The following is a 24,329-nucleotide window of genomic DNA, read 5'->3' on the forward strand; positions in this document are numbered from 1 at the left end:
GGGGTGACGACGAGAGGGGCTATTTCAGCAGCACCAGTTCCTCGGCCATGCTTGGATGCAATGCGACCGTTTGATCGAAATCGGCCTTGGTCAGTCCCGCCTTCACCGCGATTGCGGCCGCTTGCAAAATCTCCGGCGCGTCGGGGCCGATCATGTGGAGCCCGACGACCTGATCGGTCGCGGCATTGACCACCATCTTGTACAGCGCGCGCTCGTTGCGGCCCGCGAGGACATTCTTCATCGCGCGGAAATCGCTGGTGTAGATGCGTACCGTGCCGAGCTGATTGCGCGCCTGCGCCTCGGTCATGCCGACCGCGCCGATCGGCGGATGGCTGAATACCGCGCTCGGGACATTCTGATAGTCGACGACCGTCGGTTTGCCGCCAAACACGCTGTCGGCGAACGCCTGACCTTCGCGGATCGCTACGGGGGTGAGCTGGATGCGGTTGGTGACGTCGCCGACGGCGTAGATGCTCGGCACCGACGACTGGTTCGTGTCGTCGACCTTGATCGCGCCTTGATCGTCGAGCTCGACGCCGACCTCTTCCAGGCCGATACCCTTGGTGTTCGGCACGCGGCCGGTCGCCATCAGCACCGCATCGACGATGAACGGATCGCAATTTTCCAGATGGACCGTCAGCGTGCCGTCTTCATTCTTCTCGATCGACTGGAAGGGCACGTTGAATTTGAAGTGGATGCCCTTGGTCATCGAAATCTGCAGCAGCCGGTCGCGAATCTGTTCGTCATAGCCGCGCAGGATCGTGTCGCCGCGGTTGACGATCGTCACCTGGCTGCCGAATTCGTTGAAGATGCCGGCGAACTCGTTCGCGATATAGCCGCCGCCCGCGATCATGATCCGCTTCGGCAGCCTCTCCAGATGAAAGACCTCGTTCGAGGTGATCGCGTGCTCGCTGCCTGGAAACTCGGGAACGTGCGGCCAGCCGCCGGTCGCGATCAGGATACGCTCGGCGGTCAGCTCGGTGCCGTCGGCGAGCCGGACCTTCTGCGGCCCGACAATCGTCGCGCGTGTTTTGAAGACCGTGACCTTGTGGTTATCAAGCGTCTGGCCATAGAGGCCTTCGAGCCGGTCGACCTCGGCAAGCACATTGTCGCGCAGCACGTTCCAGTCGAAACGGCACTCGGGAACGTCCCAGCCGAACTTGCGCGCGTCGTGGATATCTTCGGCGAAATGGGCTCCGTAAACGAGCAGCTTCTTCGGCACGCAACCGCGGATCACGCAGGTGCCGCCGACCCGATGCTCCTCCGCCACTGCAACCCGCGCGCCGTGTGAGGCCGCCACACGCGACGCGCGCACGCCGCCCGAACCGGCGCCGATGACGAAGAGATCATAGTCGAAGTCGCTCATGAATTACCCCTGAAATGGTCAGGCAGACATTCGCCGCCGACGTCAATGTGGTTACGCGCCGGCGGCTTGCCAATCGAATTTTGCGGTCAGAGACAGCGAGGGAACCTCAGGCGCCGATCGCCGCCTGCATCAGCGCCTGCGTCGCGGAATCGAATTCGATCGTCCCTTCGGCGAGCCCCTTCGCCATCTCCTTGCCCAGCTCGACCCCGAACTGGTCGAACGGGTTGATCCCGAGCAGGACCGCGTTGGCGAAGACGCGATGCTCGTAGAAGGCGATCAGCGCGCCGAGGCTGCGCGGTGTCAGCTGGTCGAGCAGGATCGTCGTCGACGGGCGGTTGCCGGGATAGGCGCGCGCGCCGTCCGCGCTCGCGCGGCCCGCCATCAGCGCCGCCCCCTGCGCGATACAATTCGCGACGAGCGTTTCGTGATGCGCGTCGTCGAGCAGATGATCGGGCTCGCGCGCGACGACGAACTCGACCGGAATCAGGTGGGTGCCCTGATGGAGCAGCTGGAATACAGCGTGCTGCGCATCGGTGCCGACGCCGCCCCAGGTAATCGGCGCACTTTGCTGCACGAGCGGCTTGCCCTCAAGGGCCACCGACTTGCCGTTCGACTCCATTTCAAGCTGCTGGAGATAGTCGGGAAGCAGCCGCAGGCGTTCATCATAAGCGAATACCGCACGCGTCTGGCAGCCGAGGCGGTTGGCATAGATCTGGTCGGCGAATGCCGCGAGCAGGCAGATATTGTCGGCGCCCTCCGCAAGGCGGAAATGCCGGTCCATTTCCGCCGCGCCTTCGAGCAGGTCGGCGAACGCATCCCAGCCGAGCGCGAGCGCGGCGGGAAAACCGATCGACGACCACAGCGAATAACGCCCGCCGACCGTCTCGCTGAACGGCAGGATGCGCGTTTCGTCGATCCCCCATTCCATCGCGCGCTCGGGCATCGCCGTCAGCGCGATGAAGCGGCCGAGTGGATCGTCGACGCCGCCCTCTTCCAGCCATTGCAGTGCCGACGACGCGTTGAGCAACGTCTCGGTCGTCGTGAAGGTTTTCGATGCGACCGCGACGAGCGTGTAGGCCGGATCGAATTTCGCGAAGGCCTCTGCCAGCGCGGCGCCATCGACATTCGAAACGACCGCGACATCATAACGCTCGCTATGCCGTCCCAATGCATCGACGAGCAGGTCGGGGCCAAGCGCCGAGCCGCCGATGCCGATGTGGAGCAAGTGCCGGATTTCTCCGAACGCGCCCGCTTCGATCGCATCGACCATCATCCGCATCCGCTGATGCAGCGCCTGCGCGACATGGACGGACTCGGGGCTCCCCTCGCCGCGCTCGGCGCTATGCTCGGCGGCGCGATTTTCGGTGGGATTGGCAATGCCGCCCGAAAACAACGTCTTGCGGCGCCCGGCAAAGTCCTGCGCGGCGGCGAGGCCACCCAAAATGCCGATCGCCGCATCATCTAGATGGGTTTTGGCGAAGTCGAAGCGGATATCGGCGACCGTACGAACCAGCGCCTGCAACCGCGCCTCGGGATCGGCCGACACAAGATCGGTCAGCTTCTGCGGCTGCCAGTCGGCAAGCGCCTGCCAGGCCTGATCGGCGGTCGTCATGTCGCAGCTCCTTCAATATCGGGCCACGCCTCTACGCCAGCGGCAGCCGCCGCGCCAGCGCGATCCGCCGATATTTGCTTGACGCGCAGACCTATTCGTCGCCAATGCCGGGCGATGACCGACGCCAGCCTGACCGCCGACAATTCGCCCGCCGCCCAGCCCGGCCCCGCGACGCCCGAACCGGCGCCGGTATCGGCCAGAGAAGAGGCGGTCGATACCGTCCGTTTCCTCGCGCTGCTGGCGATCGCGGTGCTGATTTTCCGAAGCTTTTTCCTGTCGCCGTTCAACATTCCGTCGGAATCGATGCAGCCGCGCCTCCTGATCGGCGACTATCTGCTCGTGAACAAGATGGCCTATGGCTATTCGAAATACAGCCTGCCGTTCAGCGTGCCGCTGATTCCGGGCCGCATCTTCGCGCGCACGCCCGAGCGCGGCGATGTCGTCGTATTCAAGGCGCCGCCGGTCAACGACAATGACTATATCAAGCGCGTGATCGGCCTGCCCGGCGATACGGTGCAGGTGAAGGAAGGCATCGTCTGGTTGAACGGCAAGCCGCTGAAGCGCGAGCCGATGGCCGATTTCGTGATCCCGGTGACGCAGAACATGCTCGACGCCTCGCGCACCACGGGCTCCCTGCCCTGCTACGCCCCGCAGTTCGAAGAGATCGGTGCGAATGGCCAGCGCCAGTGCCGGTACCGGCAGTTCCGCGAGACGCTTCCCAGCGGCAAGAGCTATGCGATCCTCGACATCACCACGATCCCCGAGGACAATACCGAACTCGTGACGGTGCCCGCCGGACACCTGTTCCTGATGGGCGACAACCGCGACCGCAGCGCTGACAGCCGCTTCGAGGCGCAGGAAAATGGCGGCATTGGCCTTGTTCCCGAAGAGAATCTCGTTGGCCACGCGCTCGTCGGCATGTTCTCGACCGACGGTTCGGCAAGCTGGATCAACCCGATCAGCTGGTTCACCGCCGCGCGCTGGAGCCGTATCGGGGAAGGCTTTTGAGCGACCGCGTTTCCGCGGAGACGATCGCTGCCCTTACCGGCGCCAGCCCCCGCAACCTGAGCCTCTATCAAGAGGCGCTGACCCACGGCAGCAGCGGCGTGGGCGACTATCAGCGGCTCGAGTTTCTCGGCGACCGCGTGCTTGGCCTCGTCATCGCGTCCGAATTGTTCCGCCGTTTTCCAAAGGCTGCCGAGGGCGAGCTTTCGTCACGTCTTCATGCGCTCGCGTCGGGCGAAACCTGCGCACGGATCGCTCAAGGGCTGGACCTCAACGCGCATGTCCTTTTCGGCAGCCAGGCGATCGGCGACGGCGGACGGCATAGCGACAATATCGCCGCCGATGTACTCGAGGCGCTGATCGGCGCGCTCTGGCTCGATCTTGGCGACGACGCCGCACGCGCCTTCATCGTCGCCAAGTGGGGCGACATGATCGACGGACAGGTCGCGGCGCCCAAGCACCCCAAGGCAGCGCTCCAGGAATGGGCGCTCGCGCGGAAACGTCGGCCGCCCGAATATCGCCTCGTCCGCCGCGACGGCCCCGACCATGCGCCGCGCTTCCTGGTCGCGGTTGCAGTGGGCAAGCTTGCAGAGGCCGAAGGCGAAGGCGCGTCGAAACAGGCAGCCGAAAAGGCCGCAGCGGCGGCGCTGCTCGAACGATTGATACAGGAAGAAGCAAAATGACCCAGCGCTGCGGCTTCGTCGCCGTCGTCGGTGCGCCGAACGCCGGCAAATCGACCCTCGTCAACGCGCTCGTCGGCCAGAAGGTCGCGATCGTGAGTCCGAAGGCGCAGACGACGCGCACGCGGCTGATGGGCGTCGCGATGGAGGGCGATGCGCAGATCGTGCTGATCGATACCCCCGGCATCTTCGCACCAACGCGCCGGCTCGATCGCGCGATGGTCGCGGCCGCTTGGGGCAGCCTCGAGGAGGCCGAAGCGATCCTTGTCATGGTGGACGCAGCGGCGAAGCTGACGGGCCGCGTCGAGCGCGTCCTCGAGGGCATCGCGAACCGACCCGAGAAGAAATATCTGATCCTCAACAAGGTCGATCTGACCAAGAAGGACAAGCTGCTGACGATCGCGACCGAGCTCAATGCGAAGGTCGCGTTCGACGAGACCTATTTCATCTCGGCGAGCAGCGGCGACGGTGTCGCCGAGCTCAAGGCCAATCTCGCGAGCCTGATGCCCGAGGGACCGTGGCACTTCCCCGAGGACGAGGTCAGCGACGCGCCCGAACGCATGCTCGCCGCCGAAATCACGCGCGAGCAGCTCTACCGCCAGCTCCACGAGGAGTTACCCTATCAGTCGACGGTCGAGACCGAGCTGTTCAAGACGCGCCCCGACGGCAGCGCCGAAATCCACCAGCAGATCTTCGTCGCGCGCGACAACCAGCGCGCGATAGTGCTCGGCAAAGGCGGCGCCCGCATCAAGGAAATCGGCGCCCGCGCCCGCGCCGAACTGACCGAATTGATGGGCCGCAAGGTCCACCTGTTCCTGCACGTCAAGGTCAAGGAAAACTGGGACGAGGACCGCAGCGTCTATCGCGACATGGGGCTCGACTGGGTCGATTGAAGTGAAAACGGGGTGAAATGAAGAAACCAGATTCTATCATTCTCTTCGCTCGACTTTTCCTAGGGGCGATTTCGCTCGGCGCCATTAATTTTGCCTTCCGGTGGAGCGATGCAACGGCACTCCTTGCCCAATCGCCTGAAGCGAAAGCAGCCGGGATTGGGTTGGGATTTCTGATAGCGGTCTTCGTCGTTTCGACGTCGATCAATCTGGCCCTCTGGTATTTCATTTCCAGGCGAGCGAGCAAGGTCGCCAAATGGATCCAGACGATATTCTATCTAATCGGCTTGGCTTCTTTTGCGTGGACTTTCAACAATCCACTGGAGCCGCAAGGCCTCGCGCTGGCCATCTCTGTGGTGATCCTCATTATCTATGGAGCAGCGACAGCGATGCTGTTCCGTCCTGATGCGATTGCTTGGTTCGACAGAAAGCCATTTGATCCCGGCACATTCAGATAGCCCTAAATCCGCCGGCAATCGTTCGGCGGGGCAATGCCGTCGAAGCGTGCGGTGATCCAGCCGATCGTTTCCTGCGCGCTGTCCTTCGCGCTGGAACCATGATCGCCCGTCATGTCGATCCAGCGTGTCGGCGTTCCGCGCCTGCAGACCGCTTTCGCGAACTTGCGCGTCACGGCGGGCGCGACGATAGTGTCCTTGCTGCTCTGCGCGATAAGCAGCGGGCCCGGCACGCGCGCGGGATCGACGCTGTTGGCCCGCGCGAAAGAGCCGAAGGGCTCGATCTTTGCGATATCCTTCGTTCGCGTCGCCCGCGCGATGGTGAGGATACCGAGGATCGTGCCGAGCTTCGGCTTCTTGTTGAAGGCGACGCAATTATTTTCGGCCAACCGGCGGATGATGCCCTGGTTGGTGCGATTGGCGATGCTGTCCTGCGGGAAGCCATAGAGCGTCGACCAGCTGTGCAGCGCAAAGGATAGCAGCAACGCGCGCGCATTCTTGTCGCTGCCGTCGCGCAAATTGGCCGCCAGATCAGTCGGCGGCGCCGCGGCGGCGGTGCCGACGAGGGTCAGATCGGGCGCGTAGCTGCGCGCCGCCGTCGCCGTCCACAGCGCCGCATGGCCGCCCTGCGACTCGCCCCACACCGCAAAGCTGCCGCCCGCTGCGGCGCCCGGGATCGCCCGCGCCGCGCGCACGGCGTCGAGCACCGCATTCGCGGTGTCGGGACCGACCAGAAATGGATGCATCGTCGGGCTCGCGAGACCGATATAATCGGGGGCGACGACGACATAGCCCGATCGGACGGCGTCCATCCCGGCGCTGTATTCGAAGAAATTCGGACTCAGCGACGGAGCGCATTTCTCCGCAACACCCCACGCGCCATGCGTCCAGGCGATGACGCGGCGCGGGCGCGGCGGGATCGCTTCCATCGGCGCCGCGACGATGCCGGTGACCTGGAAACGCTGGCCGCTGCCATTGCTCGTCCAGTAGAGGATTTTCCAAGCCTGCACCCCCGGAGGGGTTGCCTCTATCGGCTCGGCAGAGATCAGAGCTCCGGGTTGCTGCGCAGCGGCGGGCAGCACGAACAGGGCAAGAAGGGCGGACAAGGCGGCAAGCAAGCGTCGCATCGAAATACCTCCCGATGCGCCGATGTTAACACGACCCGATCATATTCCAAACGAGGCAAACGGCGGTGCGCTCCCGCGAAGGCGGGAGCCCATCACCCGATCGCGCAATGCGGAGCCTTCCGGTGATGGGTCCCCGCCTTCGCGGAAAGGCACGATTGGAACTATTCCTCCGCAGCTTTCTTTTTCGCCGGAGCCTTCTTGACCGGGGCTTTCTTCGCCGCAGCCTTTTTGGCGGGCGCCTTTTTCTTGCCCTTCGCCGGCCCTTTCGCCGCGCGCGCATCGATCAGCGCGATCGCCTCTTCCTCTGTCAGCGCATCGGCCTCGACCGTCTTCGGCAGCGTCGCGTTGGTCGTGCCGTCGGTCACATAGGGACCGAAGCGCCCCGCCATCAGCTTCATCTCGCCGCCGCTCGTCGGATGCGGCCCGAAGGTCTTCAGCGGCTCGGCCTTACCTCGCGCGCCGCGCCCGCCGCCATTCGCAGCGTCAGCGATGCGCGCCACGGCAGCGTTCATGCCGATATCGAAGATTTCGGCGGTGCCCGTCAGCTTCGCATATTTGCCGTCGTGGAGCAGATAGGGGCCATAGCGACCCAGCCCGGCCATAATGACCTTGCCGCTCTCCGGATGCGTCCCGACTTCGCGCGGCAGGCTGAGCAGCCGCAGCGCATAGTCGAGGTCGAAATCCTCGGCCGGAATATCCTTCGGGATCGACGAGCGTTTCGCCTCTTTCCCGTCGCCGAGCTGGATGTACGGGCCGAAGCGCCCGCTGCGCTTCGACACTTCCAGCCCGCTTTCGGGGTCGGTACCCATCACCTCGGGGCCGCTGTCGCCAGCATCGGAACCGCCCGGCTGCGCAAATTTCCGCGTGAACTTGCAGTCGGGATAGTTGCTGCACGCGATGAACGGCCCGAACTTGCCGCCGCGCAGCGCGAGCCGCCCTGTGCCGCAATTGGGGCAGAGCCTGGGATCGCTGCCGTCGCCCTTGTCGGGGAAGAGGTACGGGCCGAGAAACTCGTCGAGCGCCGCGGTGATCTCCGACGGTTTCTGCTCCATCACCTCGCCGGTGCGCGGCTTGAAATCGCGCCAGAAACGCTCGAGCACCGCCTGCCACTGCGCGCGGCCACCCGACACGTCGTCGAGCTCTTCTTCAAGGCCCGCGGTAAAGTCATATTCAACGTAGCGATTGAAGAAACGCTCGAGGAACGCCGTCAGCAATCGCCCGCTCTCCTCGGGAATGAAGCGGTTCTTCTCGACGCGCACATAGGCGCGGTCCTTCAAGACCTGCAGGATCGCGGCATAGGTCGACGGGCGCCCGATGCCGAGCTCTTCCATCTTCTTGACGAGGCTCGCTTCCGAATAGCGCGGCGGCGGCTGGGTTTCGTGCTTCTCGACCTCGACCCCGGTCTTCGCGGGTGCGTCGCCCTTGCTCATTGCCGGAAGCAGGCGCGCATCTTCATCTTCGGCGTCGTCGCGGCCCTCGTCGTATAGCGCGAGGAAGCCAGGGAATTTCACCACCTGCCCCGTCGCGCGCAGCACGGTCTTCCCCGTGCCGTCGGAGAGATCGACGCTGGTGCGTTCGAGCCGCGCCGAGGCCATCTGGCTCGCAAGCGCGCGCTTCCAGATCAGTTCGTAGAGGCGCGCGTGATCGCCGCCGCCGACCTTGTCCTTCGAGAAATCGGTGGGACGGATCGCCTCGTGCGCTTCCTGCGCGTTCTTCGCCTTGGTCTGATATTGCCGCGGCTGGTCGGGAACATAGCCGCCGTCATAGCGATCGGCGATCGCCTTGCGCGCGGCGCTGATCGCGCTGCCGTCCATCTGGACGCCGTCGGTACGCATGTAGGTGATCGCGCCGTCCTCATAGAGATCCTGCGCGACGCGCATGGTATGGCTGGCGGAGAAGCCGAGCTTGCGTGCCGCTTCCTGCTGCAAGGTTGACGTCGTGAAGGGCGGCGGCGGGTTGCGCGTGAGCGGCTTGGTCTCGACCGTGTCGACGGTGAAATGCCCCGCCTTCACATCGGCTTCGGCGGCGCGCGCATCGGCCTCGGTGCCGATCGAAAGCCGCTCGATCTTGTTGCCCCGCCAGCGCGACAGGCGCGCCTTGAACGGCGTGCCCGCCATTTCGAACAGGCCGGTGACCGACCAATATTGCTGCGCAACAAAGGCCTCGATCTCGCGTTCGCGCTCGACGATCATGCGCAGCGTGACCGACTGGACGCGGCCCGCCGATTTTGCACCGGGGAGCTTGCGCCACAGCACCGGCGACAGGGTAAAGCCGACCAGATAGTCGAGGGCGCGGCGCGCGCGATACGCATCGATCAGGTCGGTATCGAGCTCGCGCGGGTGCGCCATCGCGTCGGTGACCGCCTGCTTGGTGATCGCGTTGAAGGTCACGCGGTCGACCGCCTGCGGCAGCGCCTTTTTCTGGCGCAACAGTTCCTGCACATGCCAGCTGATCGCCTCGCCCTCGCGATCGGGGTCGGTCGCGAGGATCAGGCGGTCGGCGCTCTTCGCCGCGTCCTGGATGTCCTTCATCCGCTTCGCCTTATCGGGATACATCTGCCACTGCATTGCGAAGCTGTCGTCCGGATCAACCGAGCCGTCTTTGGGCGGCAGGTCGCGGACATGGCCATAGCTGGCCAGAACCTTGAAATCGCGACCGAGATATTTCTCGATCGTCTTCGCCTTGGCGGGCGATTCCACAATCACCAATTGCATTGAAAAACCTGTTCCCCGATTACTCTCACGTACACGCGCGAGGGTGGCGGGCGCTCCGGCCCTCCGTCAAGCGGATTTAGGAAGCGCCCGCGCCGGGGTCAACGGAGAGCGCCCAGCCGTCCGATGAGGAGTTCGCTGGCAAGGCTCGCCGCCTTGGCTGCGCCCTCCTCATAATTGCCTGCCTTCGCCGTGAATTCGAACTTGCGCGTCTTTCCGAAGCGCAGGCCACCGAAGCCCATGACGGCCGCCACACCGCCCGCAACGTTGGCGCCCGATTGCAGCGCTTTGTCCGTTCCGCTCGACGCGTCGCTCTTCTCGACGAACTCGCCCTCGACAGCCACCGGCGCCTTGATCGTAATCACCGACTGCTTGCCGTTCGGCGCGATGAGCGTCATGCGCGAATAGTCGGCGCTGACCGACAGTGCGCTGTTCACCTGCAGCCCGCCAAAGCTGAACGCGCCGGGGCGCTTCTGCTGCGAAAAATCGATCAGATAGACGACATCGACGACGCCGACGCCGCTTTCGCGCGCATAATTGTTGAGCGCCATGCTCGCCTGCCCCGCAGACATGTTGATCCCCATGCTGCTCATCCCCGACCCGAGGAAGTCGCCCGGGATCATCAGCAGCGAGGGAAAAGCGGTCGGCTTGAAATAGGTCGCCTTGCCCTTGCTGCCCTTTTCGAGGGCGATATTGATGTCGAGCGGTACGTCCTGCGACTTGGTCTTGGCGAGCGCGCCGTGCCCGAACAGCTCGGCTGTCGGCTGCACCGTGTAGCCGCCTGCCGCGAGTTGCTGCACGAAGTCGGCATAGGCGGCGTCGGTCACCGCTTGCATCATCTCGGGTGTCACGCCGACGAGCGCGCTTTTGGCCTTTGTTGTCCCGCCGAACGCTCCCATCAGCCCGCCGCTTGCAGCGGTCTGGTCGATCGATTCAAAGATGAAGCCGACGTTGAAGGCGCCGATGGCGACTGTGGTAACGCCCTTCGCATTGGCCGGTCCCGAAATCTTGACCGGCTCGACATCCTTGGCGTTGGCGATGACAGGCTGAACCAGCAGCGCCGCGATCGCGGCAGCCGACAGCAATTTCCTCATGGGTCATATCCTCCGACCCCTCACTCCGCCAGCCGACCCCACCGACCGAAGAGAAAGGTTCATCGAAGCAACCCACGCCCCCGCATCGGTCAGATGTGGGGGCGTGTCAATGCCGGTATCGGAGCCGGCATCTCGACCGGCGTCGCTGCGTCAGCCGTTCTGCCATTTGAAGTCGGCCGGCAGGATGCATTTGCCCGCGTCATATTTGCCGACGCTGCGGATGATCTCCTTGTCGTCGGGCTCGATCCGCCGCCCGCTGATCTGGCTGTCGACAACACGCCGCACCAGCGCATCGAGCCGCGTGACGAGATAGCAATCGATCGCCGGCGGCGCGTGCGGATTGCCGACCCCGCTGTCGTCGGTCAGGAACAGGTAGCGCGACTGGGTTGCCGCGGCCATCGCGCGCATCGCATATTCGGCCTTGTCGGCGACACCCGACGCCGCGACCGGGGTGATGTGTATCCGTTTGGCGCGCGCGACTTCGGCGGCTTGCCAGGTTCGCCCGAACAGTTCGTCGTGCGGCGGCGCGTCGGCGACGAGCAGCAGCGATTTGACCGCATCGGGGCGCCAGTCCTGCCCGACCGCACGGATCAGCGCCTGGTCCATCGCCTCCGGATAGTCGCCGCCACCGGTCGCATATTGCTGCGCCAGCGAGCCTTGCGCCGCGCCGACGTCGCGAGTGAAAGCAACCGTGCGCGTGACATAATCGTCGCCCAGATCGCGGTAGAAAACGAAGCCGATCCGGATGTCGAGGTTGCGGTGCTTTTCGGTAATCGATGAAATGATGGAGCGCAGTTCGGACTGGAGATAGCGGATCTCGTCGCCCATGCTGCCGGTCGTATCGACGACGAGCATCAGGTCGAGCTTCGTCGCCTTCACCGCCATCTGGTTCGCGGTCAGGCCGACCATCTGACCACCCGCCGCGCCGCTGACGAGCACGGTGCGCGCGTCGGCGATCGTGCGCCCGGCCTTCCGCGCCGAAATGGTGATCCGTTCGCTGAGCCGGTCGAGGCCGGGGAAGAAGACCGCGCTGCCATCGGCCTGCGTCGCCATCGTTATGCTGTTGCCATCGCTGCAGGTCACGACGACATCCGCGAAGGGGATCGGCTGACCGCTGCGGTCGTTGACCTTGACCGTCACGACCCGCGTCGTGTCGACGCGCGGCACGGTCCGGATCTCCTGCCCCAGGTTGCTGCGGTTCACATAAGCGGCGTAGAGTTCGGGATTGAGCAGGTCGTCATGTTCGCCCGCGGTCAATATGCCCGACTGCGGTTGCGGATAGGGGCGCGGTGGGACTCTCGAAACCTCGCTCCGTCCCTCGAAATCGGCCGATGAGCCCGCGCTGATGCCTTCGACCGGCGGCGTGGCGCTGACCGGCGCCGACGCCGAACCGACCGCACTGCCGGTCACGACCATCTCGCGCGCCGCACCGTCGGCCATCGGCGATGGCGGCGCCATCGACGGCGGGGGTGGAGGTGGCGGGGGCGGCGGAGGCGGCGGTGCTTCAGGCATCGGCAGCGCCTCGGCCATATCGTGGGCGCGGTCGCGACCGCCGCGCGTTTTGTACGCCCCGTCATTCTGCTGCGGCTGCGGCCTCACTTCGGGGTCGAGACGCGGTAGCGGGCCGGCATTGCGGCAGAAGCCCTGCTGCGGATCGATGGTTCGGGCATTGGCGTTCGCGAGAGGCAGCGGAGCAGGCCCCGAAGCCAGCACCGCAAACATCGTGACACCCGTCAGTAATCGGCTTCGCATCGTCCAACTCCCCGGCATGAGATACAATATCATGAACCTGTCGGTCGGCCGCTGAACCGTGGCTGAACCGCGATGAGTTGTTAGAATAGAGGACGTTAGGCCGCTGTGCAGCCGATCACATCAACGAAACCCGTGCGCCGGCGTGGCGCGCGACGCGGCCCGCGAGTTCGAGTTCGAGCAGCACAAGTTGGACCGCAGCCGCAGGACGTCCGGATTGCCGCACGATCTCGTCCACCGCGACCGGCGTCGGGCCGAGAAGTCCGGCCACAGCATCGCGATCCCCGTCCCCCGTCTCGACCACCTGCGCCATCTCGAACGACGCGCGGCGCGGTTCGCGCGCCATGCGATCGTCGATCGGACCCAGCGCTTCGAGCACATCGTCGACGGTCTGCACCAGCGTTGCGCCCTCGCGGATCAATTGGTTGCACCCTTGCGCGCGCGGATCGAGCGGCGACCCCGGCACAGCCATGACCTCGCGCCCGAAATCGCCTGCGCGCCGCGCCGTGATCAACGACCCCGAACGCGGCGCCGCCTCGATCACCAGGGTTCCGTGCGCAAGGCCTGCGATGATGCGGTTGCGCGCGGGGAAGTGCCGCGCCAATGGTTCGGTGCCCGGCGGCTGCTCGGCGATCAGCAATTGGTCGCTCGCGATCTTTTCCTGCAACGCGGCATTTTCGGGCGGAAAAGCGATGTCGATCCCGCTCGCGATCACCGCCGCGGTCGATCCTCCCAGCGCACCGACATGCGCAGCGGTATCGACCCCTCGCGCCAGCCCGCTGACCACGGTCACCCCGCGCGCGGCAAGATCGGCCGCCATCTGCCGCGCAAAGCGGCACGCGACGGCCGAAGCGTTGCGCGCGCCGACGATCGCGACACACGGCCGCTGGAGCATCGCCATGTCGCCGCGCACGATGATGACGGGCGGCGCGCCCTCGGCCTCGCGCAGCAGCGCGGAATAGCCCGCGTCGTCGCTGAACACGTGCCGCGCGCCCAATTTGGAGACGCGCTCGATTTCGCGCTCTGCGAGTTCGGCGGAGGCGATGCGCGGTTTCCCTGCGCCGCCCCGAAGCACAAGGTCCGGCAACGCCTCGAGCGCCGCCTCGCCCGAACCGAAGCGCTGCATCAGATGGTGCCAGCTCACAGGACCGACATGCGGCGTGCGGATCAAGCGCAGCCGTGCCAGCCGTTCAGCAAGCGTCACGCGGCTGTGTCCTTCTTTGCGCCGATGCGCGGCTCGGTCCCGGCGCGCAGCCGCACGATATTTTCGCGGTGTCGCCACAGCACGACGACCGCCAGTCCCGCGAGACCGGTCGCATAGACCGGATAGCCGAGCGCCAGCGCGGCGACCGGCGCCGATACTGCCCCAACCATGCCGCCCAGCGACGATATGCGTGAAAGCAACGCCGCCGCAAGCCAGACGACTGCAAACACGACGCCGATCGGCCACGCGAGCGCGAGCGACAGGCCAAGCAGCGTCGCAACTCCTTTACCGCCGCGAAATTTGAGCCACACCGGATAACAATGGCCGATCATCGCTGCAGCGCCCGCGATCATCGCACCGTCCTGCCCCAACTCGGGTACGAAATGGCGCGCCAGGAACACCGCGACCGCGCCCTTTGCGCCGTCGAGGATCAGCGTTGCCGCCGCCAATTCCTTGCGGCCCGTCCGCAGCACATTGGTCGCGCCGATATTGCCCGACCCGATCTGGCGCAGGTCGCCCGCGCCGAACAGCCGCGTCAGGATGATCCCGAAGGGGATCGACCCCAGCAAATAGCCCATCACGGCCAAGGCGATGATCGTCACGCGGCGCTCCCCAGCTTGCCGGACTCGCCTCCGGCTGCGAGCGCCTTTTGGCGGCACCTGGGGCCGTGGGTCAACGCCAAGCTTGCCGTGCGGCGGGCGTTTGGCGTATCGCCGCGTCCGATATGGATCATTCCCCCGACCCGGACTCCCCCCTCCTCTTCTTCGACAGCGGTCTCGGCGGGCTATCCGTGCTCGGCCCGACGCGCGCGCTGCTTCCGACCGCACCGTTCGTCTATGCCGCCGACTATGCGGGCCTGCCCTATGGCAAGAAGACGAACGAGGAACTGGCCGCGCGCGTTCCGGCGCTGCTCGGCCGCCTTGTCGAACGCTACCAGCCGCGGCTCGCGGTGATCGCGTGCAACACTGCGTCTACGATTGCGCTGCCGCACGTTCGCGCGGCACTCGATCTGCCGATCGTAGGGACGGTCCCCGCAATCAAACCCGCTGCCGAGCTGACCGAAACCGGCGTGATAGGCGTCCTCGGCACCGAGGCGACGGTGCGCCAGCCCTATGTCGACGATCTCAGCGCCAAATTCGCGAGCGACAAGACGGTGCTGCGCCACGGCAGCCCCGGGCTGGTTACCGCGGCCGAAGCAAAGCTCAACGGCAAAGCCTATGACCCGGCAGCCATCGAGCGCGCGATCGCAGGATTGCGCGACCAGCCCGGCGGCGATGCGATGGACGTCATCGTCCTCGCTTGTACCCACTTCCCGCTGCTCGCCGAAGAACTGCAGGCGGTTGCCGGCCCCGGTGTTCGCCTGATCGACGGCGCGGCAGGGATCGCCCGGCGGGTCGCCTATCTGACCGACGGCCAGAAGTGGCCTGCCGAGCCCGCTCCTGGTATCGCGGTGTTCACGCGCAGCGGCGATCGTCCGCCCCCGCCACTCGCGGCGCTCGCGCCCTATGGCATCGGGTCGATCGAGACAATTTGACCCGGCTGCTGCGAATCGTTCGCACTGGATTTCGCGGCGTTTCGCGGTTATTGCGGCGCCGAAAACCGTCGCCGGAGGGAGCGGCGCCGAAAGCCGAACTGGCACCTGACTGCGGGGCTGAGACGTGAACTATAACGATATTTTCGCACGCGCGATCGACCGGCTGCACGAAGAAGGACGCTACCGCGTCTTCATCGATATTCTTCGCAACAAGGGCGCGTTCCCGAACGCGCGTTGCTTCGCGGGCCACAACGGGCCGAAGCCGATCACCGTCTGGTGCTCGAACGACTATCTCGCAATGGGCCAGCATCCCAAGGTCATCGAGGCGATGGAAGAGGCGCTGCACGACGTCGGCGCCGGATCGGGCGGCACCCGCAACATCGGCGGCAACACGCACTACCACATCGACCTCGAGCATGAGCTTGCCGACCTGCACGGCAAGGACGGCGCGCTGCTCTTCACTTCGGGCTATATCTCGAACGAGGCGACGCTCGGCACGCTCGGCAAGCTGCTGCCGAACTGCATCATCTATTCGGACGAGCTCAACCACGCCTCGATGATCGCGGGAATCCGCAACTCGGGCTGCGAAAAGCGCGTATGGCGTCACAACGACCTCGATCATCTCGAGGAACTGCTCGCCGCCGACGATCCAGAGGCGGCCAAGCTGATCGCGTTCGAGAGCGTCTATTCGATGGACGGCGATGTCGCGCCGATCCACGCAATCTGCGACCTCGCCGAGAAATATAATGCGCTCACCTATTGCGACGAAGTCCATGCCGTCGGCATGTACGGCCCGCGCGGCGGCGGCATCACCGACCGCGACGATGCGGCGAGCCGCGTGACGATCATCGAAGGCACGCTGGGCAAGGCATTCGGCGTGATGGGCGGCTATATCGCCGCCGACAAGAATATCGTCGACGTCATCCGCTCTTACGCGCCGGGCTTCATCTTCACCACCAGCCTGTCGCCGGTGCTCGTGGCCGGAGTCCTCGCTAGCGTCCGTCACCTCAAGGCGTCGAGCGTCGAGCGCGACGCGCAGCAGGCAGCCGCAGCCTATCTCAAGCAATGCTTCCGCGACGCGGGCCTGCCGGTGATGGATTCGACGACGCACATCGTGCCGCTGATGGTCGGCGACCCGGTTCGCGCGAAGAAGATCAGCGACATATTGCTCGCCGAATATGGCGTCTATGTGCAGCCGATCAATTTCCCGACCGTGCCGCGTGGCACCGAACGCTTGCGCTTTACGCCCGGCCCGGCGCATGACGAGGCGATGATGCGCGAACTGACCGACGCACTTGTCGAAATCTGGGATCGTCTCGAGCTGCGCAAGGCCGCGTGACGAGCGCCCCCGGTTATGACGCGGTCGTCCGGGGCCGCCGTTCGATCCGCGGCTTCCTCGACAAGCCCGTCCCGAAACAGCTGGTCGCCGAGATACTCGAAGTCGCGATGCGCGCGCCCTCGTCGTACAACAATCAGTGCTGGAATTTCTCGGTCGTAACGGGCGCGCCGCTCGATGCGATCCGGCGCGGCAATACCGAGGGTATCCTGGCTGGCAAGCCCGACAGCCGGGAATTTCGCCGGTTCGACGGCGGAGCGGACATGCACCGGGCGCGTCAGATCGAGGTTGCCAAGCAATTGTTCGGCGCGATGGGCATCGCGCGCGACGACAAGGACGCGCGGCAGGACTGGGTGCTGCGCGGCTTTCGCCAGTTCGACGCGCCGGTCAGCATCGTCGTGACCTATGACCGCGTCCTGCTCGGCAGCGACATCGCGCCCTTCGATTGCGGCGCCGTCACCAATGCGCTGGTCAACGCCGCCTGGTCGCGCGGGCTCGGCTGCGTGATCAACAGCCAGGGCATCATGCAAAGCCCCGTCGTGCGCGAACATGCGCGCATCCCCGACAACCAGGTGATCATGATTTGCGTCGCGATGGGCTGGCCCGACGAGAACTTCCCGGCCAACGCGGTTGTATCGAACCGCAAGAGCATCGAAGAAGCCGTCCGCTTCGTCGGCTTCGACGACTGAACATCAGGTCGGCTGCCGCATCATGCCCCAGAAATGCGGGCCGCCGGGTACGTCCCACTCGGCCTGTGTAACGAAGCCGAGCCGCTCGTAGAGCCCCACATTTTCCGGCGTCGCGGTTTCGAGCCAACAAGGCAGCCCTTCGCGGTCCGCCACCGCCGTCTGCGCGCGGATGATCCGCCCGCCATGGCCCTTGCCCTGATGCGCGGGCCGGACGCCGACATAGTGGAGATACCAGAACCGCCCCTTGGGCCGGTGCGCGTCGATGCTGCCCTGCACCTTCAGCCCGCGCGGCAGGGCCGTGCCGAAGGTCGCGATCAGCGGAAGGACGCTGCGCAGGAATTCGAGTGTGCCGCTGTGAGCCTGTCCGGGCGCGCGCCAGAGAGCGGCGGCCTCGTCGCCGTCCGACCGCAGCGCCACGCCCGCACGGAAATCGGCAGGCACGAGCACATGAAACAGGCTTCGTAGCGCCCGCGCGCGGTGATCGGGGTCGGGCAATATCCACGAGAGCGCCGGGTCGGTCTGGAATGCCTGCGCCAGCGTCTCCATCACCGCAGGGAGCTGCACCCGCTCCGCCTGTCCGATCGTCTCGCCCATTCGCCCCTCCTTTTCGAGGACGATAGCAGCAAATCAGCCGCGTGCGAGGCCGCCGCGGATCGCATAGCCGCGATAGAGGCTGCGGCAGTGGCCGACGCTGCCCGTTTCTTTCGCCAGCGCCGCGATGACCCGGCCGAGCTCGGCGCGCGGCGCGACATGGAATTGGGCGAGCCAGCCGAACAGCGCGCGCCGCCAGAGCCCGGGCAACCGGTCCTGCTGGCCGAAGTCGACGACCTCGAGCCGCCCGCCCGGCGCGACGCAGCTTGCGGCCTGTACCAGCGCCGCCTTCCAGTCGGGGATCATCGACAGCGCATAGCTGATGAACACGCGGTCGAAGGTCGCGCGGCCGAACAGCGCCTGCGCGTCGAAATCGCACGCGTCGCCCTGCGACAGCGTCGCGGTGACACCGGCCTTGGCCATCGAACCCCGCGCGGTCTCCAGCATCGCTTCCGAAATATCGATCCCGAACAGCTGCGCCCCCGGCCACGCCTTGCCCACCGCGATCAGGTTGCGCCCGGTGCCGCATCCGATTTCGAGCACGCTCCCGCCCGGCGGCGGCGCGAGATCGGCGATCAACCCGTCGCGGCCGAGCAGATAATATTTGCGGGTCAGGTCATAGATATGCCGCTGCGTGCGATAGACGCTGTCCATCAACTCGCCATGCGCCGCCACGCTCAGGCGTCTTTCAACACATAGAGATGAACCCCGCCGTAAATCGCCGAGCGATCGCGGCGCGTGTAATCGAGCGACGCGTCCTCGCGATAGTCCCAGCGGCGCAGCAGATCGTCGGGAAGGCGGCCGGGCAGCAGCGTGGGCTCGGCGGCAGTGCGGAAGAGAACCCGCGCACCCGGACGCGCCGTGCGCGTGACTTCGGTCCAGAGGGCGGCGAGTTGCGCGTCGCTCATCCAGTCCTGCGCGTCGAGGAAGATATAGCGATCGAAGCTCGCAGCATCGTTCGCGGCGAGCATGTCGGTCATGTTCGCGTGCAGCATTGTCACCCGCTCGGCGCGCGCGCGCACCGCGGCATAATGACCAGCCTGCAGATAGGGCGGCAGCGGCGCTGCCTTCCCCTTGCCATAGGCGCGCCCGAACGCCTGCCAGGCGAAATAATTCTCCTCGAGCGGAAAATCGCAGGCGAGCTTCTCGAGCCGACCGCGCAGCACATCGGCCATCGGCTTGCCGTCGGCAAGTGCATCATATTGGGCTGGCGGGATGCCGAGCCCGAAGAGCGACGAGCGCTGGTCGGTGATCCAGCGGATCAGCTTGCGGTCGAAGAAGGGCGCGAATTTCTCGTCGAAGATCGCGCGCTGCTCCTCGATCGTCTTCGCGTCCAGAAATTGCTTCAGATCGATCCGGTGCATCCGCGCTATCAGATGCGCGAGCCCGATGAAATTGCCGAGCAGTCCGCGCTTGTAGAGGCCACTGGCGAAGCCGTTGATCCGGCGGCGCCCGACGAGATCGCGGCCTTCCCAATAGCGGCGGCTCGTCTCGTCGAGATGCGGGCGGATGAAGGTGCGGTAGTCGGCGATATTGGCCACGCTGTCGGCTTCGGCGAAGAAGCGGCGGAAGCTCTCGTAATCGGGCAGCCGCTGCGCCGCGACGCGCTTCAGATTGTTGAGCGCGACATGCGCGGTGTTGAGGTCGACCGCGACGATCTCCGCCGGGTCGGCGGTCAGATAGGACAGCGCATTGCAACCGCCGCTCGCGATCGTCGCGATCCGGTTGCCGGGCTCGATCGCCAGCGCCTCCATGTCGACGACCGGATCTTCCCAGATCTGCGCATAGACCAGCCCCTTGAAAGCGAGCGCAAAAGCGCGGTCGAGCAAGCGCTGCTTCTGTTCGGCATCTTCGCGAACGACGGCGGCGGCGATCTTGCGATTGGGCTGGCTGGCCATAGGTCATGGTCTCCCGGAGAGAGGTGGATCCGGGGCCGCGCATGGCAGCGTTTGTTGCGATTCCCGCGTCGTTTCGATGACAAAACGGCGACAGTGTCAAAAAAGCCCTGTCGCCGTTTCGAAGATCAGTCGCGGCAGTAGCCCTCGCCCTCTTTGACGATCAGGCACTCCTTCTTGCCGGCGAGATATTTGAGGCCGGTTTCGTCACCGCTACCACGGCGGAGAGACAGCTCTTCGCTGCCGCGCTTGAACTTGATGCCATGCTCGCTGTCCTCGCCGTCGTAAGTGCCCTTGGTGTCGAGGTCCGACTGCATTTCCAGCTTGTACTTGCCAGGCTCGGTAGGAGTGATCGTCGCGTACATCCCCTCGACGCCGGTCCATTTCCCGGCCCAGTCGGCAAAGCGGTGGGGAGCAGTTGCGGGATCGGTCGCCTCGGCTCCCTCGGCCGGAACGGTTTCGACCGGCACTTCCTCGGTCGTCGTCTGGGTATCGGTGGGCGCCGGCGCTTCGGCCTTCTCGCATCCCGTCAACAGGACCAGCGCCATCGCGCTCGTCAGGATCATGCTCTTCTGCATCATACGTCTCCTTCTCCATCCCAACGCTTGCGCCGCGACAAGTTTCCTATTCGGTAATAATCTCCGCGAATTTCAGCGGGTCGACATTGCCGCCCGACAGCGTGACCAGCGTCGCATCGGTCACCGCGACCTTGCCCGCCACCACGGCCGCCAGCGCGGCGGCGCCACCGGGCTCGACGACGAGATGCAGTCTTTCGAAGGCGAGGCGCACGGCGTCGCGAACCTCGCTTCGCGTCACGACCACGCCCCGAACCCCACGCGCCTCAAGCACCGCAAAGTTGATCGGCCAGGTCTGGGGCGTCTGGAGCGCGTCGCATTCGGTCGGATAGGCAAGGTCTTCGACCGACAGGATTTCCCCCGCGGCGAGGCTGCGTGTGACGTCGTCCCAGCCCTCGGGCTCGACCGCCACAATCTCGGCATCGGGCAGCGCCAGCGCCAAACCCGCCGACAGCCCGCCGCCGCCGCAGCAGGCGATCACCTTGTCGGGTCCGTCAATCCCGCGCGCCTGCATCTGGGCTTTCGCTTCGATCCCCACGCTACCCTGCCCCTCGATGATCCACGGATCGCCATAGGCATGGACGAGCGTTCCACCGCGCTCGCGGAGCAACTTGGCGGCGACGACATCGCGCGATTCGGTCACGCGGTCATACAGAACGACCTCGGCCCCGAGTCTGCGCGTCGCTGCAAGTTTCATAGCGGGAGCATTGCTCGGCATGACGATCGTTGCCCGGATCCCCAGCCGCTTGGCCGCCCAGGCAACACCTTGGGCGTGGTTGCCGCTCGATACGCCGACAACGCCGGCGGCCGCCTCCTCAGGCGTGAGATCGCTCATCCGGTGCCACCCCCCGCGAATCTTGAACGAGCCGATCGGCTGCAGGCATTCGGCCTTGCACCACACGGTTTGGCCGTCGACTTCGAGCGGCAGCAGCGGGGTTTGCGGCAGCAAGGCAGCGACTTTCGCCGCCGCGCGTTCGACCCCTGCGAGCGTGGGCGCGCGATCCGGATCGATCAGGGCTTCGGGGCTTTGCTGTGTCATCGCTTCGTCCTATAGGCCGCGGCATACAACACAAGCCGCATAGCTAGGCGCAGGAGATTTTTCACATGAGCAAGGTTCTGGTGATCGGCGCAGGCGGCGTCGGTTCGGTCGCGGTGCACAAGATGGCGATGAACCCCGACATCTTTCCCGACATCACGCTCGCCAGCCGCCGCAAGTTCAAGTGCGACGCGATCGCCGAGTCGGTGAAGACGCGCACCGGCGTCACGATCAAGACCGCCGAGGTTGACGCCGACCATATCGATGCGACCGCGGCGCTGATCCGACAGGTCGGTGCGACGCACGTCGTCAACCTTGCGCTTCCCTATCAGGATCTCACGATCATGGAGGCGTGCCTGTCGACCGGCGCGCATTATCTCGACACCGCCAATTATGAACCGCGCGACGAGGCGAAGTTCGAATATCACTGGCAATGGGCCTACCACGACCGCTTTAAGGATGCGGGGCTGATGGCGCTGCTCGGTTCGGGCTTCGACCCCGGCGTCACCAGCGTGTTCACGACCTGGCTCAAGAAGCATCATTTCGATCGCATCGACACGCTCGACATTCTCGACTGCAACGGCGGCGACCACGGCCAGCATTTCGCGACCAACTTCAACCCCGAGATCAATATTCGCGAAGTGACCGCGGTCGCGCGTCACTGGGAAAATGGCGACTGGGTCGAAACCCCGCCGATGTCGGTGAAGCAGACCTTCGACTTCGAAGCTGTGGGACCCAAGAATATGTACCTCATGTATCATGAGGAGATCGAAAGCCTGAAGACCCACCTGCCCGAGATCAGGCGCATCCGCTTCTGGATGACCTTCGGCGACGCCTATATCCAGCATCTGACCGTGCTGCAGAATGTCGGCATGACGCGGATCGATCCGGTGATCTACGAAGGCAAGGAAATCATCCCGCTGCAATTCCTGAAGGCCGTTCTCCCCGAACCTTCGAGCCTCGGCGAGACGACCAAGGGCAAGACCAACATCGGCGTGATCGCAACCGGCCTCGGCAAGGATGGCAAGGAAAAAACGCTCTACCTCTACAATATCTGCGACCATGAGGACGCCTATGCCGAAACCGGCAATCAGGCGGTCAGCTACACGACCGGCGTCCCGGCGATGATTGGTGCCGCGATGATGGTAACCGGCACATGGTCAGGCGAGGGCGTGTTCAACATGGAGCAGATGGACCCCGATCCCTTCATGGACATGCTGAACAAGCATGGCCTGCCGTGGCAGGTGAAGGAACTGGACGCGCCGCTCGATTTCTGATTGCTGCTGCGGGTGCCGGCCAGTGTCGGCGCCCGCGTCTGCAAGGGAATCCCATGACGGCCTATATCCTGCCTATCGGGCTGCTGTTCGTCTCGAACATCTTCATGACCTTCGCCTGGTACGGGCATCTTGGCGACCTGTCGCGGCCGGTATGGCTGGCGGTCCTGGTCGCGTGGGGCATCGCCTTTTTCGAATATTGTCTTGCCGTCCCGGCGAACCGCGTCGGTCACGCAGTCTATACGACCGCGGAGCTCAAGACGATTCAGGAAGTCATTACCCTGATCGTCTTTGCCGGCTTCGCGACCTTCTGGCTCGGCGAGCGGCTGACGGTGAACCATCTGATCGGCTTCGCGCTGATCTGCGGCGGCGCCTTCTTCATCTTCAAGGCGCCGATTGCAGCCTGACGCCCCGCCCGCTAGCCTCGCCGCGAGCGAGAGGACAGGCGATGACGGATAAAGCGATTTCCAGACGGTTTTTCGGCGCGGCAGCAGCGGGGCTGGCCGCGCTGGGGATTACAGGCGCCGCGGCGAAATCCCCCGCGCCCAAGGCCATTCCAACCGGCAAGCCCTTCATCCTGACGACATGGGATTTCGGCCCTGGCGCCAACGCCGTCGGCTGGCCGATGCTCGCAAACGGCGCATCGGCGATCGACGCGGTCGAGGCGGCGATCAACCATGTCGAACTGCTCGGCGACTATTGGGTCGGCGCCGGCGGCGTCCCCAACGAGATCGGTGAAACGACGCTCGACGCGATGATCATGTGGGGACCGACGCATGATCTCGGCGCGGTCGGCTGCCTCAAGCGTGTCAAAAAGGCGATCTCGGTCGCGCGCAAGGTGATGGAGGAAACCCAGCACAGCCTGATCGTCGGCGACGATGCGACCCGCTTCGCCGCTCGCATGGGCTTCACCGAAACCTCGCTGACCAGCGTCGTGTCGCAGCAGGCGTGGGACAAGTGGGCCGCGAAGGGCGAAAAAACAGACGCCTTCGATCCCGAACCGATCCGCAAGGGAGACCAACTCGTCGGCCATGACACCGTCGGCAGCATCGCGCTCGACGCCGCTGGCAATCTCTGTGTCGGTTGTTCGACCAACGGACGCGAGTTCAAGATTCCCGGCCGCGTTGGCGACTCGCCGATCGCGGGAGCCGGCGCCTATGTCGATCAGGCAGTCGGCGGCGCGGTCGCGACCGGCAATGGCGACGTCATGATGCGCTTCCTGCCTACCTATCACGCCGTCGAACTGATGCGCGGCGGAATGACGCCCCAGGCCGCCGCCGAAGCGGCGATCAAGCGGATCGAGGATGCAGGCTACAGCATCGGGGGCGGCATCGCGGTGATCCGCCGCGATGGCGTGCATGGCGGCGCCAAAACCGGATGGGAGGACACACCTTTCAGCTATTCGGTGCAGACCGCGGCGGGCAACGTGAAAACCCCGGTGTCTTGAAAGCGGCCCGTCGCGCCCTCACCTTGCGCTCCGCGGATCCGATCCGCTTTCATCATCCC

Annotated in this window: 23 protein-coding genes; 10 read left to right on the forward strand and 13 right to left on the reverse strand. The window is 65.2% G+C overall.

The genetic code is table 11. The annotated features are described in order from the left end of the window. Positions 1 to 19 precede the first annotated feature (19 nt). A complete protein-coding gene (gene gor, locus QOL79_RS09715) occupies positions 20 to 1,366 on the reverse strand; it encodes a glutathione-disulfide reductase (RefSeq protein ID WP_283419463.1) in 1,347 nt (448 codons plus the stop codon). 106 nt (positions 1,367 to 1,472) lie between these two features. Beyond that, positions 1,473 to 2,978, reverse strand: a complete 1,506-nt coding sequence (gene pgi / locus QOL79_RS09720; protein ID WP_283419464.1) for a glucose-6-phosphate isomerase — start codon at positions 2,976 to 2,978, stop codon at positions 1,473 to 1,475. A gap of 114 nt (positions 2,979 to 3,092) precedes the next feature. Here pgi and lepB point away from each other — a divergent pair, with 114 nt between their 5' ends. From lepB to QOL79_RS09740, 4 genes are read left to right on the forward strand one after another with little or no spacing between them, the layout of a single operon-like run. Further along, positions 3,093 to 3,986: a signal peptidase I gene (gene lepB / locus QOL79_RS09725; protein ID WP_283419465.1), complete on the forward strand. Its 894-nt coding sequence runs from the start codon at positions 3,093 to 3,095 to the stop codon at positions 3,984 to 3,986. After that, on the forward strand, positions 3,983 to 4,666 hold the full coding sequence (gene rnc / locus QOL79_RS09730; protein WP_283419466.1) for a ribonuclease III: 684 nt from the start codon (positions 3,983 to 3,985) through the stop codon (positions 4,664 to 4,666). Before lepB ends, rnc begins: the two co-directional genes overlap by 4 nt. Next, positions 4,663 to 5,556, forward strand: coding sequence for a GTPase Era (gene era / locus QOL79_RS09735; RefSeq protein ID WP_283419467.1), 894 nt, complete (start codon positions 4,663 to 4,665; stop codon positions 5,554 to 5,556). The genes rnc and era overlap by 4 nt, the downstream gene beginning before the upstream one ends. 17 nt (positions 5,557 to 5,573) lie before the next feature. Continuing rightward, positions 5,574 to 6,011 (forward strand): hypothetical protein, encoded by a 438-nt coding sequence (locus tag QOL79_RS09740; RefSeq protein ID WP_283419468.1) that lies wholly within the window; start codon positions 5,574 to 5,576, stop codon positions 6,009 to 6,011. A 2-nt stretch (positions 6,012 to 6,013) separates the two neighbouring features. Here QOL79_RS09740 and QOL79_RS09745 read toward each other — a convergent pair whose 3' ends face one another. The 6 genes from QOL79_RS09745 to plsY form a co-directional block, all read right to left on the reverse strand. Continuing rightward, the gene (locus QOL79_RS09745; protein WP_283419469.1) at positions 6,014 to 7,135 is read right to left on the reverse strand and encodes a lipase family protein; all 1,122 of its coding nucleotides are present in this window, start codon (positions 7,133 to 7,135) and stop codon (positions 6,014 to 6,016) included. Between the two features lie 161 nt (positions 7,136 to 7,296). After that, positions 7,297 to 9,849 (reverse strand): type I DNA topoisomerase, encoded by a 2,553-nt coding sequence (topA, locus tag QOL79_RS09750; protein ID WP_283419470.1) that lies wholly within the window; start codon positions 9,847 to 9,849, stop codon positions 7,297 to 7,299. Between the two features lie 98 nt (positions 9,850 to 9,947). Further along, positions 9,948 to 10,940 (reverse strand): hypothetical protein, encoded by a 993-nt coding sequence (locus tag QOL79_RS09755; RefSeq protein ID WP_283419471.1) that lies wholly within the window; start codon positions 10,938 to 10,940, stop codon positions 9,948 to 9,950. A 150-nt stretch (positions 10,941 to 11,090) separates the two neighbouring features. Then, the gene (locus QOL79_RS09760; protein WP_283419472.1) at positions 11,091 to 12,692 is read right to left on the reverse strand and encodes a vWA domain-containing protein; all 1,602 of its coding nucleotides are present in this window, start codon (positions 12,690 to 12,692) and stop codon (positions 11,091 to 11,093) included. Positions 12,693 to 12,807: 115 nt separating this feature from the next. Beyond that, positions 12,808 to 13,893 (reverse strand): DNA-processing protein DprA, encoded by a 1,086-nt coding sequence (dprA, locus tag QOL79_RS09765; protein ID WP_283419473.1) that lies wholly within the window; start codon positions 13,891 to 13,893, stop codon positions 12,808 to 12,810. Further along, on the reverse strand, positions 13,890 to 14,495 hold the full coding sequence (plsY, locus tag QOL79_RS09770; RefSeq protein ID WP_283419474.1) for a glycerol-3-phosphate 1-O-acyltransferase PlsY: 606 nt from the start codon (positions 14,493 to 14,495) through the stop codon (positions 13,890 to 13,892). The genes dprA and plsY overlap by 4 nt, the downstream gene beginning before the upstream one ends. Positions 14,496 to 14,617: 122 nt before the next feature. Here plsY and murI point away from each other — a divergent pair, with 122 nt between their 5' ends. The 3 genes from murI (at position 14,618) to QOL79_RS09785 (ending at position 17,452) form a co-directional block, all read left to right on the forward strand. Further along, on the forward strand, positions 14,618 to 15,427 hold the full coding sequence (gene murI, locus QOL79_RS09775) for a glutamate racemase (protein WP_283419475.1): 810 nt from the start codon (positions 14,618 to 14,620) through the stop codon (positions 15,425 to 15,427). Positions 15,428 to 15,551: 124 nt separating this feature from the next. Continuing rightward, on the forward strand, positions 15,552 to 16,766 hold the full coding sequence (hemA, locus tag QOL79_RS09780; RefSeq protein ID WP_204992937.1) for a 5-aminolevulinate synthase: 1,215 nt from the start codon (positions 15,552 to 15,554) through the stop codon (positions 16,764 to 16,766). Next, positions 16,763 to 17,452 carry a nitroreductase gene (locus tag QOL79_RS09785; RefSeq protein WP_283419476.1) on the forward strand — a complete coding sequence of 230 codons (690 nt, stop codon included), beginning with the start codon at positions 16,763 to 16,765 and terminating at the stop codon, positions 17,450 to 17,452. Before hemA ends, QOL79_RS09785 begins: the two co-directional genes overlap by 4 nt. A 3-nt stretch (positions 17,453 to 17,455) precedes the next feature. Here the strand turns inward: QOL79_RS09785 and QOL79_RS09790 are convergent, their stop codons facing one another. From QOL79_RS09790 to QOL79_RS09810, 5 genes are all read right to left on the reverse strand, one after another. After that, the gene (locus QOL79_RS09790; protein WP_283419477.1) at positions 17,456 to 18,046 is read right to left on the reverse strand and encodes a GNAT family N-acetyltransferase; all 591 of its coding nucleotides are present in this window, start codon (positions 18,044 to 18,046) and stop codon (positions 17,456 to 17,458) included. Between the two features lie 33 nt (positions 18,047 to 18,079). Then, the gene (locus QOL79_RS09795) at positions 18,080 to 18,718 is read right to left on the reverse strand and encodes a class I SAM-dependent methyltransferase (protein WP_283419478.1); all 639 of its coding nucleotides are present in this window, start codon (positions 18,716 to 18,718) and stop codon (positions 18,080 to 18,082) included. Positions 18,719 to 18,720: 2 nt separating this feature from the next. Then, positions 18,721 to 19,941, reverse strand: coding sequence for a BtaA family protein (locus QOL79_RS09800; protein WP_283419479.1), 1,221 nt, complete (start codon positions 19,939 to 19,941; stop codon positions 18,721 to 18,723). Between the two features lie 125 nt (positions 19,942 to 20,066). Further along, positions 20,067 to 20,519 carry a hypothetical protein gene (locus QOL79_RS09805; protein ID WP_283419480.1) on the reverse strand — a complete coding sequence of 151 codons (453 nt, stop codon included), beginning with the start codon at positions 20,517 to 20,519 and terminating at the stop codon, positions 20,067 to 20,069. A gap of 43 nt (positions 20,520 to 20,562) precedes the next feature. Then, positions 20,563 to 21,552, reverse strand: a complete 990-nt coding sequence (locus tag QOL79_RS09810; protein WP_283419481.1) for a threonine ammonia-lyase — start codon at positions 21,550 to 21,552, stop codon at positions 20,563 to 20,565. Positions 21,553 to 21,617: 65 nt separating this feature from the next. On the opposite strand from QOL79_RS09810, the gene QOL79_RS09815 reads away from it, so the two are divergent. From QOL79_RS09815 to QOL79_RS09825, 3 genes are read left to right on the forward strand one after another with little or no spacing between them, the layout of a single operon-like run. Continuing rightward, positions 21,618 to 22,826 (forward strand): saccharopine dehydrogenase family protein, encoded by a 1,209-nt coding sequence (locus tag QOL79_RS09815; protein WP_283419482.1) that lies wholly within the window; start codon positions 21,618 to 21,620, stop codon positions 22,824 to 22,826. Positions 22,827 to 22,879: 53 nt separating this feature from the next. Then, complete coding sequence (locus QOL79_RS09820; RefSeq protein WP_204992944.1) at positions 22,880 to 23,230, forward strand: DMT family protein; 351 nt, start codon at positions 22,880 to 22,882, stop codon at positions 23,228 to 23,230. Positions 23,231 to 23,271: 41 nt separating this feature from the next. Then, complete coding sequence (locus QOL79_RS09825) at positions 23,272 to 24,270, forward strand: glycosylasparaginase (RefSeq protein ID WP_283419483.1); 999 nt, start codon at positions 23,272 to 23,274, stop codon at positions 24,268 to 24,270. Positions 24,271 to 24,329 lie beyond the last annotated feature (59 nt).

This window comes from Sphingopyxis sp. Geo48, from assembly GCF_949769155.1.
In the GTDB taxonomy this organism is placed as follows: Bacteria; Pseudomonadota; Alphaproteobacteria; order Sphingomonadales; family Sphingomonadaceae; genus Sphingopyxis.

Excerpts from the sequence above, each read along its gene's own strand:
- gor (WP_283419463.1), bottom strand. The coding sequence starts at position 1,366 with ATGAGCGACTTCGACTATGATCTCTTCGTCATCGGCGCCGGTTCGGGC.
- pgi (WP_283419464.1), bottom strand. The coding sequence starts at position 2,978 with ATGACGACCGCCGATCAGGCCTGGCAGGCGCTTGCCGACTGGCAGCCG.
- lepB (WP_283419465.1), top strand. The coding sequence starts at position 3,093 with ATGACCGACGCCAGCCTGACCGCCGACAATTCGCCCGCCGCCCAGCCC.
- era (WP_283419467.1), top strand. The coding sequence starts at position 4,663 with ATGACCCAGCGCTGCGGCTTCGTCGCCGTCGTCGGTGCGCCGAACGCC.
- QOL79_RS09740 (WP_283419468.1), top strand. The coding sequence starts at position 5,574 with ATGAAGAAACCAGATTCTATCATTCTCTTCGCTCGACTTTTCCTAGGG.
- QOL79_RS09745 (WP_283419469.1), bottom strand. The coding sequence starts at position 7,135 with ATGCGACGCTTGCTTGCCGCCTTGTCCGCCCTTCTTGCCCTGTTCGTG.
- topA (WP_283419470.1), bottom strand. The coding sequence starts at position 9,849 with ATGCAATTGGTGATTGTGGAATCGCCCGCCAAGGCGAAGACGATCGAG.
- QOL79_RS09755 (WP_283419471.1), bottom strand. The coding sequence starts at position 10,940 with ATGAGGAAATTGCTGTCGGCTGCCGCGATCGCGGCGCTGCTGGTTCAG.
- QOL79_RS09760 (WP_283419472.1), bottom strand. The coding sequence starts at position 12,692 with ATGCGAAGCCGATTACTGACGGGTGTCACGATGTTTGCGGTGCTGGCT.
- murI (WP_283419475.1), top strand. The coding sequence starts at position 14,618 with ATGGATCATTCCCCCGACCCGGACTCCCCCCTCCTCTTCTTCGACAGC.
- QOL79_RS09790 (WP_283419477.1), bottom strand. The coding sequence starts at position 18,046 with ATGGGCGAGACGATCGGACAGGCGGAGCGGGTGCAGCTCCCTGCGGTG.
- QOL79_RS09800 (WP_283419479.1), bottom strand. The coding sequence starts at position 19,941 with ATGGCCAGCCAGCCCAATCGCAAGATCGCCGCCGCCGTCGTTCGCGAA.
- QOL79_RS09805 (WP_283419480.1), bottom strand. The coding sequence starts at position 20,519 with ATGATGCAGAAGAGCATGATCCTGACGAGCGCGATGGCGCTGGTCCTG.
- QOL79_RS09810 (WP_283419481.1), bottom strand. The coding sequence starts at position 21,552 with ATGACACAGCAAAGCCCCGAAGCCCTGATCGATCCGGATCGCGCGCCC.
- QOL79_RS09815 (WP_283419482.1), top strand. The coding sequence starts at position 21,618 with ATGAGCAAGGTTCTGGTGATCGGCGCAGGCGGCGTCGGTTCGGTCGCG.
- QOL79_RS09820 (WP_204992944.1), top strand. The coding sequence starts at position 22,880 with ATGACGGCCTATATCCTGCCTATCGGGCTGCTGTTCGTCTCGAACATC.
- QOL79_RS09825 (WP_283419483.1), top strand. The coding sequence starts at position 23,272 with ATGACGGATAAAGCGATTTCCAGACGGTTTTTCGGCGCGGCAGCAGCG.